This window comes from Salinicola socius (assembly GCF_001937195.1).
Taxonomy (GTDB): Bacteria; Pseudomonadota; Gammaproteobacteria; order Pseudomonadales; family Halomonadaceae; genus Salinicola; species Salinicola socius.
The window spans coordinates 127,101-144,439 of sequence record NZ_MSDO01000007.1 but is presented as its reverse complement, the minus strand read 5'-3'; the positions used below and the strand labels follow the sequence as shown (position 1 = coordinate 144,439).

General features: G+C 65.5%; 15 protein-coding genes. 11 read left to right on the top strand and 4 right to left on the bottom strand.

Features of this window, described 5'->3' with window-relative positions; translation table 11 throughout:
- From BTW07_RS19815 to BTW07_RS07105, 4 genes are all read left to right on the top strand, one after another.
- Window positions 1-1,130: D-apionate lactonase family protein (locus BTW07_RS19815; RefSeq protein ID WP_208605381.1), on the top strand; the 1,130-nt coding region annotated here is incomplete at its 5' end.
- A gap of 185 nt (window positions 1,131-1,315) precedes the next feature.
- Window positions 1,316-2,671: an MFS transporter gene (locus tag BTW07_RS07115; RefSeq protein ID WP_075569469.1), complete on the top strand. Its 1,356-nt coding sequence runs from the start codon at window positions 1,316-1,318 to the stop codon at window positions 2,669-2,671.
- 32 nt (window positions 2,672-2,703) lie between these two features.
- Window positions 2,704-3,504 carry a sugar phosphate isomerase/epimerase family protein gene (locus BTW07_RS07110; RefSeq protein WP_075569468.1) on the top strand — a complete coding sequence of 267 codons (801 nt, stop codon included), beginning with the start codon at window positions 2,704-2,706 and terminating at the stop codon, window positions 3,502-3,504.
- Complete coding sequence (locus tag BTW07_RS07105; RefSeq protein WP_075569467.1) at window positions 3,501-4,385, top strand: phosphogluconate dehydrogenase C-terminal domain-containing protein; 885 nt, start codon at window positions 3,501-3,503, stop codon at window positions 4,383-4,385. Before BTW07_RS07110 ends, BTW07_RS07105 begins: the two co-directional genes overlap by 4 nt.
- An 8-nt stretch (window positions 4,386-4,393) precedes the next feature.
- Here the strand turns inward: BTW07_RS07105 and BTW07_RS07100 are convergent, their stop codons facing one another.
- Window positions 4,394-5,278 (bottom strand): oxygenase MpaB family protein, encoded by an 885-nt coding sequence (locus BTW07_RS07100; protein ID WP_075569466.1) that lies wholly within the window; start codon window positions 5,276-5,278, stop codon window positions 4,394-4,396.
- A 43-nt stretch (window positions 5,279-5,321) separates the two neighbouring features.
- The gene (locus BTW07_RS07095; RefSeq protein ID WP_244158322.1) at window positions 5,322-6,449 is read right to left on the bottom strand and encodes an Lnb N-terminal periplasmic domain-containing protein; all 1,128 of its coding nucleotides are present in this window, start codon (window positions 6,447-6,449) and stop codon (window positions 5,322-5,324) included.
- Window positions 6,450-6,660: 211 nt separating this feature from the next.
- Here BTW07_RS07095 and yccS point away from each other — a divergent pair, with 211 nt between their 5' ends.
- Window positions 6,661-8,883, top strand: coding sequence for a YccS family putative transporter (gene yccS, locus BTW07_RS07090; RefSeq protein ID WP_075569465.1), 2,223 nt, complete (start codon window positions 6,661-6,663; stop codon window positions 8,881-8,883).
- A gap of 21 nt (window positions 8,884-8,904) precedes the next feature.
- On the opposite strand, the gene recG is transcribed toward yccS, so the two are convergent.
- Both recG and BTW07_RS07080 read right to left on the bottom strand, forming a co-directional pair.
- Window positions 8,905-10,983 carry an ATP-dependent DNA helicase RecG gene (recG, locus tag BTW07_RS07085; protein WP_075569464.1) on the bottom strand — a complete coding sequence of 693 codons (2,079 nt, stop codon included), beginning with the start codon at window positions 10,981-10,983 and terminating at the stop codon, window positions 8,905-8,907.
- Window positions 10,980-11,900 (bottom strand): hydrogen peroxide-inducible genes activator, encoded by a 921-nt coding sequence (locus BTW07_RS07080; protein WP_075569463.1) that lies wholly within the window; start codon window positions 11,898-11,900, stop codon window positions 10,980-10,982. Before BTW07_RS07080 ends, recG begins: the two co-directional genes overlap by 4 nt.
- Window positions 11,901-12,054: 154 nt before the next feature.
- Between BTW07_RS07080 and BTW07_RS07075 the strand changes: the two genes are divergently transcribed.
- The 6 genes from BTW07_RS07075 to phnG all read left to right on the top strand — a co-directional run bounded on the left by BTW07_RS07075 (window position 12,055) and on the right by phnG (window position 17,323).
- The gene (locus BTW07_RS07075; RefSeq protein ID WP_075569462.1) at window positions 12,055-12,978 is read left to right on the top strand and encodes an SDR family oxidoreductase; all 924 of its coding nucleotides are present in this window, start codon (window positions 12,055-12,057) and stop codon (window positions 12,976-12,978) included.
- 259 nt (window positions 12,979-13,237) lie between these two features.
- Window positions 13,238-14,062 (top strand): phosphonate ABC transporter ATP-binding protein, encoded by an 825-nt coding sequence (gene phnC, locus BTW07_RS07070; RefSeq protein WP_075569461.1) that lies wholly within the window; start codon window positions 13,238-13,240, stop codon window positions 14,060-14,062.
- A 118-nt stretch (window positions 14,063-14,180) separates the two neighbouring features.
- Window positions 14,181-15,227, top strand: coding sequence for a phosphonate ABC transporter substrate-binding protein (phnD, locus tag BTW07_RS07065; protein ID WP_075569460.1), 1,047 nt, complete (start codon window positions 14,181-14,183; stop codon window positions 15,225-15,227).
- 64 nt (window positions 15,228-15,291) lie between these two features.
- Entirely contained in the window at window positions 15,292-16,083 is a 792-nt protein-coding gene (gene phnE, locus BTW07_RS07060) for a phosphonate ABC transporter, permease protein PhnE (protein WP_075569459.1), read from the top strand.
- A gap of 32 nt (window positions 16,084-16,115) precedes the next feature.
- The gene (gene phnF / locus BTW07_RS07055) at window positions 16,116-16,874 is read left to right on the top strand and encodes a phosphonate metabolism transcriptional regulator PhnF (RefSeq protein WP_075569485.1); all 759 of its coding nucleotides are present in this window, start codon (window positions 16,116-16,118) and stop codon (window positions 16,872-16,874) included.
- The gene (gene phnG, locus BTW07_RS07050; RefSeq protein ID WP_075569458.1) at window positions 16,871-17,323 is read left to right on the top strand and encodes a phosphonate C-P lyase system protein PhnG; all 453 of its coding nucleotides are present in this window, start codon (window positions 16,871-16,873) and stop codon (window positions 17,321-17,323) included. Before phnF ends, phnG begins: the two co-directional genes overlap by 4 nt.
- Window positions 17,324-17,339 lie beyond the last annotated feature (16 nt).

Here is a 17,339-nt window from a genome sequence, read left to right as displayed (position 1 = left end):
TGGATCGTCTTTTCGATCTGGATCCGACGCTCGAGCGCCTGTCGCGGCAGCTCGAGGCCGTCGCGCCACGGCATCTGGACGTGCTGCTCGATCTGCGCGATCCGCTGACACTCGAACGGTTGGCCGGTCTGATGTCCCTCGCCAGCGAACGCCGCGTGGCGATATGGCTCTACGTGGTCTGCGAGGACAGCGATCCCGGACGGTCGCTGGCCGCGCTGGCCAGGCGGCTGGAGAGCGTGTCGCTCGTACCGGCAGGGATGCTGGTGACGCCGGCGGCCTATCTCAAGAGTCACCAGCCGGATGGCGACTGGCCTTCGGGTACCTCGCCCGATCAGGCACTGGCGGCAGCGCGTCCGTTATGGCCGGAGCTGACGCTGGGCGGCGGCGTGCCCACCTACTTCACCGAGCTCAACCGCTGCCGCCCGGACCCCACGACGATCGACTTCATCACCCATGCCGTCTCGCCCATCGTGCATGCCGCGGATGATCGCTCGGTGATGGAAACCCTGGAAAGCTTGCCGGATATCGTCGCCTCCTGCCGCGCGCTGGCACCGGATGTGCCCTACCGAATCACTACCACTGCCATCGGCGCCTGGACCAACCCCTACGGCGAGAAGCTCACGCCCAATGACGGCACGCAGCGCGTGACCCTGAGCGACAACGACCCGCGCCAGAGCGGGCTTTTCGCGGCGGCCTGGGCCGTCGGGTTCGTGGCCCGCGTTGCCTGTGCCGGGGTCGATGCCGTCACGCTGTCGTCCCTTGGCCCGCCGTTCGATATCGGCGCCGATCATCTCTATCCCGTGGGCCACGTGATCGCGGGGTTGGCGCGAGCATCAGGGCGACCGCTGCGCCAGCTGCAGCTGGAACACCCGCTGACCTCTCTGGCCTGGCAAACCGAATCATCGGCGGTCAGCGAAGTGTGGATCGCCAACTTGAGTGCGGATGCCGCGCCGCTGTACATCGAGGGCGTCGACCTGCTCGAACTGTCGCGACTCGATGCGATGGGGGACGGCTTTCAGCCGGCGCCGAGCAGGCAGGCATGCCTGCGCGCGGGTGGAACCGATCGGCTCGCAGGGTTTGAAATCCTCAGGCTCCGCGTGCAATGCCCGATCTCCGATGCGATCCGCTAGCGCCTTCACACACCTCCGCCGAGAGAGACTTGCCGATCACGGCCGCCATGCTCGGTCTACGACGTTTGCCGTATTGCCGAAGTGGTATGATGACCTGATGATCGCATGACTCTTGCCGCGATATGGCCGACATCGACGGGCCATGCCGTGGTCACCGACAACCTTTTGCGGGAGTGGGAGCGATCATGGAACACGCGGCAGCCTCACCGGTAGAAAAGTCCGCCATTCGCAAGGTGGCATGGCGTCTGGTGCCCTTCGTGGCCCTGATGTTTTTCGTCAATTACCTGGATCGGACGGCGATCTCCTTTGCCGCACCCAACGGCATGAATACGGATCTGGCGTTGAGTGCCGCGCAGTTCGGCTTTGCCTCCGGGATTTTCTTCCTCGGCTATATCCTGCTGGAGGTGCCCAGCAATCTGGCGCTGCATCGCTTCGGCGCGCGCAAGTGGCTGGCCCGTATCATGGTCAGTTGGGGAGTCGTTGCGCTGCTGTTCACCTGGGTGGACAGCGCGGGCGGGCTGTACTTCCTGCGGTTCATGCTGGGCGTCGCCGAAGCGGGATTCTTCCCCGGTGCGATCCTGTTTCTGAGCCTGTGGGTACCGGCGCGCTATCGCAGCCGCATCCTCGCGCTATTCTATCTGGCCCAACCGTTGACCACGGTTATCGGCGCGCCGCTGGCGGCCTTGCTGATCCAGCACGATGGCGCGTTCTTCGGCTTGGCGGGCTGGCGTTTCATGTTCTTCGGCGTGGCCATTCCGGCCATCCTGCTGGGTATCGTCGCCTGGTTCTATCTCGTTGATCGCCCGGCCGATGCGCGCTGGCTGACGGCCGAGGAGAAGACGTGGTTGACCACCGAGCTCGAGCGGGAGTCCCGTCAGAAGCTTGGCGCCAATCAAGAGAAGAAAGGGCTCAAGCAGGCGTTCTCCAGCGGCCGGGTATGGGCGCTGTGCGGGATCTACTTCGGTTTCATCTACGGCCTTTACGCCCTCGCTTTCTTTCTGCCGACGATCATCGGCGGCTTCGAGGCGCAGTTCGGGACCCATTTCGGCCTGATGCAGAAGGGCCTGATTACCGCCGTACCCTATCTGCCGGCGGCGGTTGCACTCTATTTCTGGTCTCGCGATGCCACGCGACGTGGGGTGCGTAGCTGGCACATCGCGTTGCCGGCCTTCACCGGGGCGCTGAGTGTGCCGTTGGCGCTCTACATGGAGTCGCCCGCCGCGACGATCGCCATGATCACCATCACCGCCTGCTCGATCTTCGCCGCGCTGCCCAATTTCTGGACGCTGCCGACGCGCTTTCTCGACGGCGCTGCTGCCGCCGCGGGCGTCGCGTTGATCAACACCATCGGCAATATCGCCGGATTCTCCTCGGGGTACCTGACCGGTGCGCTTCACGACATGACCGGCAGCTACACCCTGCCGATGTTCGTGGTTGGCGGTTTCATGGCGATGGCTGGCGTGGTGATGCTGGCGATCAGTCGTGAACCGGTGATGCCCAGCCGTCGCATGACATCGCACGACGCGACGGCTGGGCACTGATGATGGCCCTCCCAACCGATGCCGGAGCAACCATGCGGATTGGACTGAGTACCTACGCCTTCTTCTGGCGCGGATCGGACCGGGTCGAGGACCCGATGTCGCTGGAAGCGATGCTCGAGGAGACGGCGGCACTCGGCGGTGACGTGTTCCAGATTTGCGATTACCCGGCGATCGAGAACTTCGACGACGCCCGTCTGACGCAGCTACGGACGCAGGCCGAGCGCCTCGGCGTCCGGCTCGAACTCGGCACCAGAGGCGTGGCGCCCGATCACCTGGACCGCTATCTCGAACTCGCCGAGCGGCTGGACGTGTCGCTGCTGCGCAGCATGCTGTATCGCGATGCCGATCGGCCTTCTACGGAGGCGGCGATCCGGCGGCTGGCATCGATCCTGCCGCGATTGCGACGGCAGCACGTCACCCTGGCGCTGGAAACCTACGAACAGGTTTCCGTCGAGGATCTGATGACCGTCGTCGACTCTCTCGATGATCCGCACATCGGCGTGTGTCTCGATCCCGCCAACTGTGTCGCCGCGCTGGCGCTCCCCGAAGCGGTGATCGCGCACACGGCGGACCGCGTGGTCAATCTGCACGTCAAGGATTTCCACTTCACCCGCGCCCCCGGCTGGGTCGGCTTCCAGCTCATCGGCTGCCCGCTGGGGGAGGGTCAGTTGCCGTTCGACGCCATGCTGGAACGCGTCGACCCGGTCTCTCGCGGTATTTCCCTGGTCATCGAGCACTGGCTGCCCTGGCAGACGGATGCCGCGACGACCTGTCGTCTGGAGTCCGAATGGACCCGACACAACCTGCACTTTCTGAGGAGTCACACAGCATGACGCAATCGTATCGATCGATCGCGCTGGTCGGCGCTGGCGGCAAGATGGGTATGCGAATCTCGGCCAATCTGGCGCGCAGCGATTTCAACGTGCACTACTGCGAGAACGCGCCGGAAGGTCAGCGGCGCGTGCGCGATACCGGGCGAGCCGTGTCGGCCATCGATGACGTCATTGCCGACTGCGATCTGCTGATCCTGGCGGTGCCGGACATCGTGCTCGGCAAGGTCTCCGGAGCGCTGGTGCCGCAAATGAAGGCCGGCGCGACGGTGCTGACGCTGGATCCGGCAGCGGCCTACGCCAACCTGCTGTTCCCGCGCGAAGATATTCACTACGCTGTGGCGCATCCGTGTCATCCGTCGGTATTTCTGGAACGCTACACCAGGGAAGAGCATGCCGATGCCTTTGGCGGCGTGGCGGCCACTCAGTCCGTCGCGGCGGCGTTTGAGAGCGGCAGCGACGCGGAAAAGGCGGCGCTGGAAGCGGTGATCCGTGTGATGTACGCCCCGGTCGACGACGTGCACTGGATCACCGTGACTCAGCTGGCCTATCTCGAGCCCACGCTGGTGGAAACGGTGACCTGCATGCTCGGCACCTTCATGAAGGAGGCACTGGACGAGACCGTCGCGCGCACCGGCGTGCCCCAGAAAGCCGCCGAGGCGATGCTCTACGGTCATATCCAGATTGCGCTGGCGGTGGCGTTTCGCAGCACCAATCCGTTTTCGGATGCCTGCATGATCGCGATCGACTACGGCCGCGAGAATATCCTGCGTGACGACTGGAAGAAGATCTTCGAGCAGTCCGAACTCGACAAGGTGATCGCGCGGATGCTGAAGATCGATCGCGTGCGTCGCGACGAGTCAGGGCTCGCGTCTGCGAAATAGTACGGTGCCTACTTCCGCTGCTGTTCCTTCGCCTGCATCCGCTCCATGGCGCGACGATAGGAGCCGTTGCGCACCGCCCAGCGCACCACCGGGGCGATAGTGCGAATGCCCTGGCGCACGGCGTGGCGTTCGAGCGTCGACATCTCGAGGCTGAGCATTGTCGCTGCCCAGGGTGGCAATAGATCGATGCCCGCACGCATGAACAGCGCCCCGGCGGGGCGGATGACCGGGCTCGGCGGCAAGGCGTGCAGCAGCACGTCGATGACGTCGCGGGTGCGCGAATCGCAGACCAGATAACGGCGCTGGTGTTCCAGGTAGGCGTCGATGGCCGCGCGGGAGCGCGGCACCTCGCGGGCGCCCAGCGCTTCGGCCACGCGGGCGGTTTCGGCAAAATAGCGATCCTGATCGGCGAGGCCGAGGTTCGGATTGCGATAGCGGATGTGAGCAGCCAGAAAGCGGCTCATCTCGGCGACGTGCACCCACACCAGCAGGTCGGGATCGTTGGCGGCATAGGGCGTGCCGTCGGCGGCGTGGCCGCTGACGCCATCGTGAACCCGCCGCACCCGCTCGAGCAGACGCTCGGCGTCGTCGCGGGAGCCGAAGGTGGTGACGGCGATGAACTGGCTGGTACGACGCAGCCGGCCAATCATGTCCTGGCGGAAGTTGGAGTGATCCCAGATGCCGGCCAGTGCCAGCGGATGCAGCATCTGCAGCAGCAGTGCGCTGACGCCGCCGCACATCATCGGCGTGAATTCGCCGTGGACTTTCCACGCCACGGTTTCCGGCCCGAACAGGCCCGGGTCGCCCTTGGGCTGGGTATAGTCGACCCCGCCCAGCGTGCGCCCGGTGAGATGGCTGATGCGATTTTCGATGGCGTCGCGCAGGGAGGTCATGGCATTGAGATCATGTTATTGGGATCATGTTGTCAAGCTCGGCTCAGGGCGATGAAGCATGAAGGATCTCGCCATCGGCAGCGGGAACCCCGTCGCGGATGGCGCGGGAAAAGGCCTCGCTGCCGGCAGTGTAGGGGATCTGCCGGGCACGCGGATTGATATAGCCTCGGCTGCGCAGGAATTCGAGCGAGTGGCTCGTGTCCAGTCCGCCGATATCGTAGACGTACTCCGGTAGATAGCCGGAGAGAATCAGCCGGATATCCTTGGGTAGCCCGGAGACGATCCTGGCCGCCATGTCGAACACGATGGTGGTGCAGTTGCTGGTCAGGGTGTTGTAGAACTCAGGGCTTTGGCGCAGCCGGTCGGCCTCGTCCAGATAGGCGAGGAAGAGCTCACGACGGGCCTGTGGCGACAGGCCGACGCGATAGAGATAGACGTCCTCATCGCGCACGTTGCTGCGCAGGCGCAGGATATCGTTCTCGTCGGCGGCGATCAGGTTGAGCTCGAACTGCTTGAAGAAGCCGCCGCTGATCGAGAACGCCTCATCCCGCTCGCGTCGGATCTCCACTGAAAACGTCAGATGCCGGCCGTCGGCAAAGCCGAACGTGACCAGCGTGTGGGCGATCGCCGGCCCCATCCAGTAGGAGACCACCATATCCACCGCGTCGAGCTGCGAAAGGTCGTACTCTCGAGTCTCCCAGCGCGGTGTCGCCGTGTCCGGCGTCTGCCATTCGAAGTCGCGCACGTTGTGAAGCGTGACCCGGTCGCCGTCACGTTCGACCGCCAGCTGGCGTGCCACGTCCGGCGCCCAGTCGCGATCATTGCGAGGTTCGAGACTTTGCCACCAGGTCACTAGCACGATCAGCGCCAGCGTGAACGTCAGCCGGATCGTCGGTGCCGCGCGGCTGCGCTGCGGCTTGCGAGGCGCGTTCTCAGTCTTGAGAGGCGTACGCCGCCTGATCCGCCATGGCGCGATCAGCGCCGCGCCGCCGATCAGCACCCACGCGGCAATGGTAAGGAGGACGAGCGGGCGTGGCCCCGGCAGTTCGAAATGCAGTGCCAATGCCCCCCAGCCGATCACGCTCAGTATCACCACGGCACGCAGCAGCTGGCCCACGAACCCTAGCGCGCGCCTCACGCCGCTTCGATGCGACTTGTTGGTCGATCCCACGCCTTGCCTCAGTCTTCCGGGAAACCCCGATCATGCCGAAGTCTGGGGTGGGGATAAAGCGGAAAGCCGTTGCGGCCGACCGGACCAGCAACGTTATACTAAAGTCTAGATTCTGGTCAGGTTCTCTATCCGTCCACCGTCTGTGGTATCTGTTCCCGCTGCCGCGGGCGCGCTATCGTGACGGCATAACCACGATCCTGGAGAGACCGAAATTCCCGATTCGTTTTCCCGTTCCCTGCGCCAGCTGTGGACGCTCGACAAGTTTGCCTACAGCTTCCGCGTGTTTCTGGCGTTCAGTGGCGCCATCGCGTTGAGCTGGTCCCAGGACCAGATCGCGCTCGCCATTCCGCTGTTTCTGGGCATCATCGCCAGCGCGCTCTCCGAGACCGACGACAACTGGGAAGGCCGCGTCCGCGCGCTGCTGGTCACGCTGATCTGCTTTCTGGTCGCCTCGAGCTCGGTGGAGCTACTGTTCCCCTGGCCCTGGCTATTCGCCCCCGGCCTCGCGCTATCGGCGTTCACTTTCATCATGCTCGGCGCGGTCGAGCAGCGCTACGCTACCATCGCCTCGGCGACGCTGATCCTGTCGGTCTACTCGATGATCAACATCGAGCAGCACGGCGGCACCACCGATGGCAATTTCTGGCAGCAACCGCTGCTGCTGGTCGCGGGCGCGGCATGGTACGGGGCGATCTCGGTCATCTGGTGTGCGTTGTTCTCGCGCCAGCCGGTCAAGCAGAGCATGGCGCAGCTGTATCGGGAGCTGGGTGAGTATCTGATCATCAAGGCAACGCTGTTCGAACCGCTGCGCGGGGTCGACGTGGAGAGCAGGCGCGTCGCGCTGGCGCGTCAGAACGGCCGCGTGGTGACGGCGCTCAATCAGGCCAAGGAGATGATCTTCCGGCGTCTCGAGGGCCAACGCGGCAGCCGCAAGCTCAACCGCTACCTGCGGCTCTATTTCATCGCTCAGGATATTCACGAGCGGGTCAGTGCCTCGCACTATCCCTATTCCGCGCTGTCGGAGGCATTCTTTCACCACGACGTACTATTCCGCTGCCAGCGGCTGCTCGACCAGCAGGGCCGGGCGTGCAAGCGGCTGGCCAAGGCGCTGCTGCTGCGCCAGCCGTTCGACCACGGCCAGAGCGAGCAGGCACTGGAAGACCTGCGGGCCTCGATCGTCTACCTGCGCGCCCAGCGCAATCCGGCTTGGACGCCGCTGCTGCGTTCGCTGCAGGCGCTGGGACGCAATCTGGCGACGCTGGAGGACCAGCTCTCCAGCGCCAACAATCCGGATGCAGTGGCCGACCAGAAGGATGCCAGCCTGCTCAACCGCTCGCCGCGCAGCTTCAAGGACGCCTGGGAGCGCATTCGGCTCAACCTGACGCCGGGTTCGCCGACCTTCCGCCACGCGCTGCGGCTGTCGACCGCCCTGCTGGTAGGGTACGGCGTACTGCACCTGGTTCATCCGACACAGGGGTACTGGATCCTGCTGACCACGCTGTTCGTGTGTCGGCCCAACTTCGGGGCGACGCGGCGGTTCCTGCGCCAGCGCATCGTCGGGACGGTGCTGGGTCTGGTGGTGGGCTGGGCCCTGATCAGCCTGTTTCCCGACCCGCTGCTCCAGTCGCTGATCGCGGTGGTCGCCGGGGTCACCTTCTTCGCCAACCGGGAAAAGCACTACATCGTCGCCACCGCGGCCATCACCACGCTGGTGTTGAGCAGCTTCAATCAGGTCGGCGACGGCTTCGACCTGATCCTGCCGCGACTGATCGATACCCTGATCGGCGCGTTCATCTCGGGACTGGCGGTGTTCTTCATCCTGCCGGACTGGCAGGGGCGGCGGCTGCACAAGGTCGCCGCCACCGCGCTCACCAACAGCACGCTCTATCTGCGCGAGATCATCCATCAGTACGAGGCCGGCAAGCAGGACGATCTGGCCTATCGGCTGGCGCGACGCAACGCCCACAACGCCGATGCCGCGCTCTCGACGGTGCTGGCCAACATGCTCCAGGAGCCGGGGCACTACCGGAAGAAGGACGCCGACGAGGGCTTCCGGTTCCTGGTGGTCTCCCACACGCTGCTGGGCTATCTCTCCGCGCTGGGGGCGCACCGGGGCACGCTGACGCCGAGCGGGGCGGATATCGAGATCCATGCCGCCGCCCGCCGTATCGCCGATGGCTTCGATTCGATCGCCGCCAGTCTGGCCGCTCGCCAGCCGATCCCCGAACTCAACGACGAGCAGAGCGCGCTAATGGCGATCTTCGAGCAGGAGCCCGCCGCCGCCCAGGACGATGCCGATGACGAACGCCGCGTGATCCAGACCCAGCTGCTGCACATCAGCCGCCAGCTGGTGCCGATGAGCGAGGCGGCCGCTCGGCTGGTGGCACGCCCGGTCGAAGTGGCCGACGACGACAAGGCCGCCGAGGCGACCTGAGGTGCCGGACGCCGCTTGCGTCTAGACCTGCCCGTAGCGTCCGGCCTCGTCGCCCAGCCAGCGGCGGATCAGCGGTGGCGCGGCGTCGGGGGCTTCTTCCAGCAGCGCCTGGGCCAGCGCGGTGACGGTGTCGAGCAGGTCGCGGTCGCGCTCCAGGTCGGCGATCTTCATCTGCGCCAGGCCGGTCTGACGCGTGCCGAGCACTTCGCCGGGGCCGCGCAGTTCGAGATCCTTCTCCGCCACCTTGAAGCCGTCGGTGGTGTCGCGCAGGATGCCAAGACGCTGGCGCGAGTGGTTCGACAGCGGCGGGTGATAGAGCAGCACGCAGTAGCTGTCGACGCTGCCTCGACCGACCCGGCCGCGAAGCTGATGCAGCTGGGAAAGCCCCAGCCGCTCGGGATTTTCGATGATCATCAGACTGGCGTTGGGCACGTCGACCCCGACCTCGATCACCGTGGTCGCCACCAGCAGGTCCAGCTCGCCGCGCTTGAAGGCGTCCATCACCTCGACCTTCTCCTGCGCCTTCATGCGCCCGTGGACCAGCCCCACGTTGAGTTCCTCGAGCGCTTCCACCAGCGTATCGCGGGTGACTTCCGCGGCCTGGCAGGTCAACGTCTCCGACTCCTCGATCAGCGTGCAGACCCAGTAAGCCTGGCGACCGTCGGCGCAGGCGTTGCGGATGCGCTGGATCACCTCCGGACGACGTTCGTCGGGGACGGCGACGGTATGCACCGGGGTGCGGCCCGGCGGCAGCTCGTCGATCACCGACAGGTCGAGATCGGCGTAGGCGCTCATCGCCAGGGTGCGCGGGATCGGCGTGGCGGTCATGATCAGCTGGTGCGGGGTCAGGCCGCCGGATTCCCCTTTTTGGCGCAGCGCGAGGCGCTGGTGAACGCCGAATCGATGCTGCTCGTCGATCACCGCCAGCCCCAGGCGGTGGAAGAGCACGTCGTCCTGGAACAGCGCGTGGGTGCCGACGGCGACCTGCACGCGACCATCGGCGATGGCCGCCTTGGTATCCAGCCGCGCCTTGCCCTTGAGCTTGCCGGCCAGCCAGCCGACCTCGATTCCCAGCGGTTCGAGCCAGGCCCGGAACTGGCGAAAGTGCTGCTCGGCGAGAATCTCGGTGGGCGCCATCACCGCCGCCTGACAGCCGCCGGCGATGGCGTTCAGCACCGCCATGGCGGCGACCACGGTCTTGCCCGAGCCGACGTCGCCCTGTACCAGCCGCAGCATCGGCACTTCGCGCTCCAGGTCGCGCCCGATCTCCTCCAGTACGCGGCGCTGGGCCTGGGTCAGCGAGAACGGCAGCTGGGTCAGGAAGCGCGCCTGCAGGTTGCTGCTCGCCGCCAGTTTGGGGGCACCGTCGGCCTGAATTCGCAGGCGGACCTGGCGCAGACTCAGTTGATGGGCCAGCAGCTCTTCCAGCGCCAATCGCCGCTGGGCGGGGTGACGACCATCGGCCAGGCGCTCCTGCGGCGCGTCCGGCGGGGGTTCGTGCAGATAACGCAGCGATTCGGTCAGCCCGGGCAGCCGAAAGCGTCCCCGCAACGGTTCGGGGATCCACTCCGGCAGGCTTTCTGGCGCTTTTGCCAGCCGCTTCAGCGCCTGCTGGATCAAGGCGCGCAACCGCGGCTGTGCCAGACCTTCGGTGGTCGGATAGATGGGCGTCAGATGTTCGTCCACCGGTGCCGCTTCGGTCTGGATCAGGCGATATTCCGGATGGTAGATCTCGAGCCCGGTGCTGCCGGCACGGGCCTCACCGAAGCAGCGCACCTGAACGCCCTTGGCGAACTGCTGCTGCTGGGCCGGCGAGAAGTGGAAGAAGCGCAGGCTGAGAATGCCGGAGCCATCCTTGAGCCGGACCAGCAGGCTGCGGCGACGGCCGCGAACGACTTCGGCGGCGCTGACTTCGCCTTCGACCACCGCTTCGGTACCGGCACGCAGGGTGCCGATCGGCGTGATCCGCGTTCGGTCCTGATAGCGCAGCGGCAGGTGAAACAGCAGATCGGCGATGTGCTCGATGCGCAGTCTGGCCAGTTTGCCGGCCAGCGCTTCGCCGACGCCGGAGAGGTCGGTTACCGGAGCATCGAGGCTCATGCGGCCTCGACGTCGCTGCCCTGGATTTTATCGATCGCCTGAATCAGGGCATCGATCGCCTTGGGTCGCGGAAAGCTCGCGCGCCACGCCAGCGCCACGCTGCGCGAGGGTGCGTTGCCCTTGAACGGGCGGCTCTCCAGCAGGCCGTTTTCGTAGTGACTGGTGCCGATCGCCAGTTTCGGCAGCACCGTGATGCCCAAACCCGAGGCGACCATGTGGCGGATGGTCTCCAGCGAGCCGCCCTCGGCGATCAGGGTGTTCGAGGGGTTGTTGAGTTGCGCGTTGATGGCCGGGCAGGCTTCCAGAATCTGGTCGCGGAAACAGTGACCTTCACCGAGCAGCAGCAGACGTTCGGTGAGCAGATCCTCCTTGTCGATCGCGGCTTTCTGCGTCCACGGATGGCCGGCCGGCAGCAGCACTTCGAACGGCTCTTCGTAGAGCGTCTTGGTCACCACGTCGGATTCGTTGAACGGCAGCGCCACGAAGATGGCATCGAGCTCGCCACTGCGCAGCTTGCGCCGCAACACGCCGGTGAAGCTCTCTTCGATATAGAGCGGCATCTGCGGTGCGATGCGCGACAGCGCCGGGATCAGGTGCGGAAACAGGTAAGGGCCGATGGTATAGATGGCACCGAGGCGCAGCGGGCTGATCAGCTGGTCCTTGCCTTCGGTGGCCAGCTCCCGGATCAGCGTGGCCTGCTCCAGCACCCGCTGGGCCTGCTCGACGATCCGCTCGCCCAACGGGGTCACCTGGACGGTGGATTTGGAGCGTTCGAACAGGGCGATGCCGAGTTCGTCCTCGAGCTTTTTCACTGCCACGGAAAGCGTCGGCTGGGAAACGAAGCAGCGCTCGGCGGCGCGACCGAAGTGACGCTCCTGGGCCAAGGTTACGATGTAGCGGAGTTCTGTTAGAGTCATTAGCTGGGACCGAAAGGCTCCCTGTCTGCGCGATACGGCGAATGAATAAAGCGACTAAATGGCGCGAATGAGTCGATAGGTACGCAGTTCTCGTGGTTGTGCGCGTCCTCAAGGACGAATCATCAAGGACGTTTTACCAAGAGGCTAGGGAAAGGTGAAGAAAACTACGCTAATTCTCGGTTGCGGCGATATCGGCACCCAGCTCGGGAAGCAGTTGATCGACGCCGGCCAGCGTGTGATCGGCGCGCGGCGCAACGTCGCTGCGCTCGATGGAACCGGTATCGAGGCGGTGGCGCTGGACGTGACCGACGAGGCGGCAGTGGCGGCGCTGCCGGATGCCGATATCATCGTCTACTCGGTGACCGCGGACCGGTTCGAGGAGTCGGCTTACGAGGCGGCTTATCCGACGGGATTGAAGGCGGTGCTGCAGGCGTTCGGCTCCCGTAAAAAGAAGCCCGAACGGATATTTTTCGTCTCTTCGACCAGTGTCTACGCCCAGCAGGCGGGCGAAGCGGTCGATGAAACCACCGACACCGAGCCCCACGGCTTCTCCGGCACGCTGATGCGCGAAGCCGAGCAGGCGCTGCTCGCGCACGATCTGCCGGGCACGGCGCTGCGTTTCTCGGGCATCTACGGTCCGGGACGCGATCGCTTGATCCGCCAGGTGAGCGAAGGTCGGATCGCCGCCTCCAATCCGCCGATGTACTCCAACCGCATCCATCGCGACGACTGCGCGGGCGTGATCGCCCACCTGATCCAACTGACGTTGGATGGCAAGTCGCTGGAGCCGATCTATCTCGCCAGCGACTGCGATTCGGCGCCGCTGCATGAAGTGATGGCCTGGATCGCCAAGCGGCTCAAGGTCGAGACGCCGGACGTCATCCAGTCTCCGCTGCGCCGTCGTTCGAGCAAGCGCTGCAACAACCAGCGTCTGCTGGATTCCGGCTACACGTTTCGCTACCCCACCTTCCGGGAAGGTTACGAGGACGTGCTGCAGCAGGGCGGTTTCCTTCCCGCCGAGGAACAATCCGGTGGCAGGAAAAAGGCCGGTGGCAGGACGAGCAAGGCGAAAGCCTGACGGCTGACCTCACCTGCGCATGACGATTCGACGACGAATTCGTGTCAACGACATGACGCGAATCGTCAAACCACTGATAGAGAGGACAAAGCGCCCACGGGCGCTTTTTTCGTTGCCCGCCCCGTCCCTCCCTCTTGTCATCGTTTCTTAATTGTCTAGATAAATAACCGTCACACGACGTCGCCAGACTGTGTTCAACATTTCGGGGCCAGGGGTTGATGATCCGACCCACGGCCCGACACTTTCCGGGACGACTCGCATGACCGCCATCGTTAGCGTCGAACGGCTCGACAAATCCTTCGGCACCCATGCCGCACTGCGCGAAATCGGATTCGAGATCGCCAGTGGCGAAATGGTCACCCTGATCGGGCCATCGGGTTCGGGCAAGTCGACCCTGCTGCGCCATCTCGTCGGGCTGACCCGTGCCGACCGCCATTCGCATAGTCAGGTTCGAGTACTGGATCGCGACGTGCAGCGTCATGGCCGGCTGCTGGGCGCCAGCCGCGAGCAGCGCCGTCGCTGCGGCTACATCTTCCAGCAGTTCAATCTCGCTGGCCGCCTCAGCGTGTTGACCAACGTGCTGGTCGGTCATCTCGGTGCGATGCCGCGCTGGCGGTCCCTGATCGGCCAGTTCACCCAGCAGGAACGGGACCTGGCGCTGCGAGCGCTCGAACGCGTGGGCATCGTCGGGCTGGCCCATCAGCGCGCCAACACGCTTTCGGGCGGCCAGATGCAGCGCGTCGCCATCGCCCGGGCGCTGGTGCAGGAGGCGGAAGTCATCTTCGCCGACGAGCCGATCGCTTCCCTAGACCCGCGCAGTGCCCGCGAGGTGATGGAGATCCTCCAGCGCATCAATCGCGAGGACGGCCGCACCGTCGTCGTCACGCTGCATCAGGTCGAGGTCGCGCGTCGCTACTGCCGTCGCGCCATCGCCCTCAAGCAGGGGCGTCTCTACTACGACGGGCCGATCGAAGGCCTCACCGACGGCCGCCTGCAGACACTCTACGAAAACGCCGGTCTCGACGAGCTCGAAACTCGCCAGCCTGAACATCGGCTCGCGCCGCCGCTGCATGCGGTGGGCTGATCCGGGCGCACGCTCGCCCGCCGATCACCGAGCCGTCATCACCGAGCCGTCATCACAGAGCCATCACCAGCAATTCGCCAACAACGATCCATCACCGACGACACTCCAAGGAAACGACATGATCTCATCCCGTCTACGCCGTGCGGCCCTGCCGCTGATCGCCGGGCTCGGTCTGCTCGGCAGCACGCTTGCCGTCAGTTCGGCCCAGGCCGCCGACCAGCCGCTGCGCTTCGGCATCATCTCCACCGAGTCGAGCACCAACCAGTCGACCCAGTGGCAGCCGTTCCTGGACGACATGTCCGACGCGCTGGGTGTCGAGGTCAAGCCGTTCTTCGCCACCGACTACGCCGCGGTGATCCAGGCGATGCGTTTCGACAAGGTCGATCTCGCCTGGTACGGCAACAAGTCGGCGATGGAAGCAGTCGATCGCGCCGGTGGCGAAATCTTCGCCCAGACCGTCGCCGCCAACGGCGCGCCGGGCTACTGGAGTCTGATGATCGTCAACAAGTCGAGCCCCTACGACACCATCGACGAGGTGCTGGATCACGCCAGTGAGTTGACCTTCGGCAACGGCGATCCCAACTCCACTTCCGGGTACCTGGTGCCGGGTTACTACGTCTTCGCCAAGAATCACATCGACCCCAATACCGCGTTCAAGCGCACGCTCAACGCCAACCATGAGACCAACGCGCTGACCGTTGCCAACGGCCAGGTGGATGTCGCGACGTTCAATACCGAGAGCATGGAGCGTCTGGAGATCACCCATCCCGACAAGGCCGCGCAGCTGAAGGTGGTCTGGAAGTCGCCGCTGATCCCCTCCGACCCGCTGGTCTGGCGCACCAATCTGCCCCAGCAGACCAAGGACGAGCTGCGCGATTTCTTCCTGAGCTATGGCGATACCGCCAGGCAGAAGCAGATCCTCGAGCCGCTTCAGTGGTCCGGCTTCGCCGCTTCCGACAACGACCAGCTGCTGCCGATCCGTCAGCTCGAGCTGTTCAAGCAGCGCGCCCAGGTCGCCGCCGACGATTCGCTCGACTCAGACGACAAGCAGCAGAAGCTGGCGGATCTCGACGCTCGCCTCGAGTCGTTGAACGAGCGCATGGATGCCCGCGAGGCCGCCCAGGCCCAGCCGGCCGGCAACACCACCGCGATGGCGACGCAGTAGGCCGTCTCGAGTTCCTCACGGCCAGGGGGCTGCGCCGCCCTGGCCGATCCAGCGGAGTCCATGCATGACCACTTCCACATTCGACGCGCGAGCCCGATCCGGCAAGCGCAGCTGGACCGCGCTGCTCGGCTGGGTCATCGCCGTGGGCGTACTCGGCTGGGCCTGGCAGGGCGCCGAAATGGCCCCGAGCCTGCTGGTCGGCAACGCCGGCAACATGGCGACCCTGGCCGCCGACTTCGTACCGCCCACCTTCGGCAGTCTCGATCACTATATCGATCAGATGCTGGTGACCATCCAGATCGCGATCTGGGGCACGCTGCTGGCGGTGCTGTTCGCCATTCCCTTCGGGCTGCTCTCGTCCGACAACCTGGCGCCGTGGTGGATCAACCAGCCCGTGCGTCGGCTGATGGATGCGTGCCGCGCGATCAACGAGCTGGTCTTCGCGATGCTGTTCGTGGTCGCCGTCGGCCTGGGGCCGTTCGCCGGGACCATGGCGCTGTTCGTCCATACCACCGGCGTGCTCGCCAAGCTGTTCTCGGAAGCGGTGGAAGCCACCGATGCCGGACCGATGGAAGGCGTGCGCGTCACCGGCGCCGGGCGCCTGGAAGAGATCGTCTTCGGCCTGATCCCCCAGGTGCTGCCACTGTGGATCTCGGTCAGCCTGTACCGCTTCGAGTCCAACATTCGCTCCGCCACGGTGCTCGGCATGGTCGGCGGCGGCGGTATCGGCGTCTCGCTGTGGGAAACCATGCGCGGATTCCAGTACACCGAGACCGCCACGATCATGCTGGTGATCATCGTCGCCGTCACCTTGCTGGACATGGTGTCGCAGCGTGTTCGCAAGCGTTTCATCTGATGCCGGGGCTTCCCCCCGGTTTTTTGGGCCACATGATGTCTAGACAAATTCTGACGATACCCCGCTACCGCGAACTGGCCGAAGAGCTGGTGCGCGAGGTCCGCGCCGACTACGCGCCGGGCGATCTGCTGCCGACCGAGGCGCAGCTGGCCAAGCGCTTCGCGGTCAATCGCCACACGGTGCGCCGGGCGCTGGACGAACTGGTCGCCGCCGGCATGGTGACGCGCCACCAGGGGCGCGGCACCCAGGTGGTCGATCGGCGGCTCGACTACGCCGTCAGCGCCGGCAGCAAGGTGACCCAGAATCTGGCCGGACTCGGCCTGCCTTCGAACACCTGCTGTCTCGAACAGGGACTCGTCAATCCTCCCGAGGCCATCGCCCAGCGCTTCGGACGACCCGCCGACGAGCCGCTGCTGCGGGTCGATACCGTGCGCACCGTCGACGATGCCCCCCTGATGCGGCTGCGTCACTGGTTCGATCCCGAGCGGGTGCCGGGCTGGCTCGAGCGCTATCGCGGCGGCTCCACCCGGGCGCTGCTGGGCCAGCACTACGGCCTGCGCCTGCATCGGCGGCGGGTGCGCATCGATGCCGTTCCCGCGGATCGCGACGACACCCGCTGGCTGCAGTGTCCGCTCAATGCGCCGCTGCTGGTGATGACCAGCGATAACACCGATGCGGCCGGCAGGCTGGTGGAGGTGTCCGTGGGCCGGGCGCGCGCCGACCGGCTCTCCTATCACATTGATTTCGACACCGATCCCATGGATTCCGACACCGACGAGGTTGCGTCATGAGTCACACATCACGAAACGCGCGTCAGCGCTTGCTGGCGCTCTCCTCCCGTCAGCATATCGAGGCCCGTTGGGGCGCACTGGGCGCGTTGCTCGGCGATTTCCCCCCGCACCGCTGCGTACGCGGCCCGGAAACCGGCATGGCGATGCTCAAGGGTCGCACCGGCGGCACCGGCAACGCCTTCCATCTCGGCGAGATGACCCTGACCCGCGCCAGTGTCGCGCTCGAAGACGGCACCCTCGGCCACGGCTGGGTGCGTGGTCGCGATCATCGCCACGCCGAACTGATCGCGCTGGCCGATGCCGTCGCCCAGCACCCCGAGTGGCAGCAGACACTCGAGACGCAGCTGCTGGCGCCGCTGGCCGCCGAACTGGCCGAGCGCCAGCGCCGTGACGTCGCCACCGCCGCCGCCACCCGCGTCGATTTCTTCACTCTCGTACGTGGTGAATGAACCCGAAGGAGAAGCG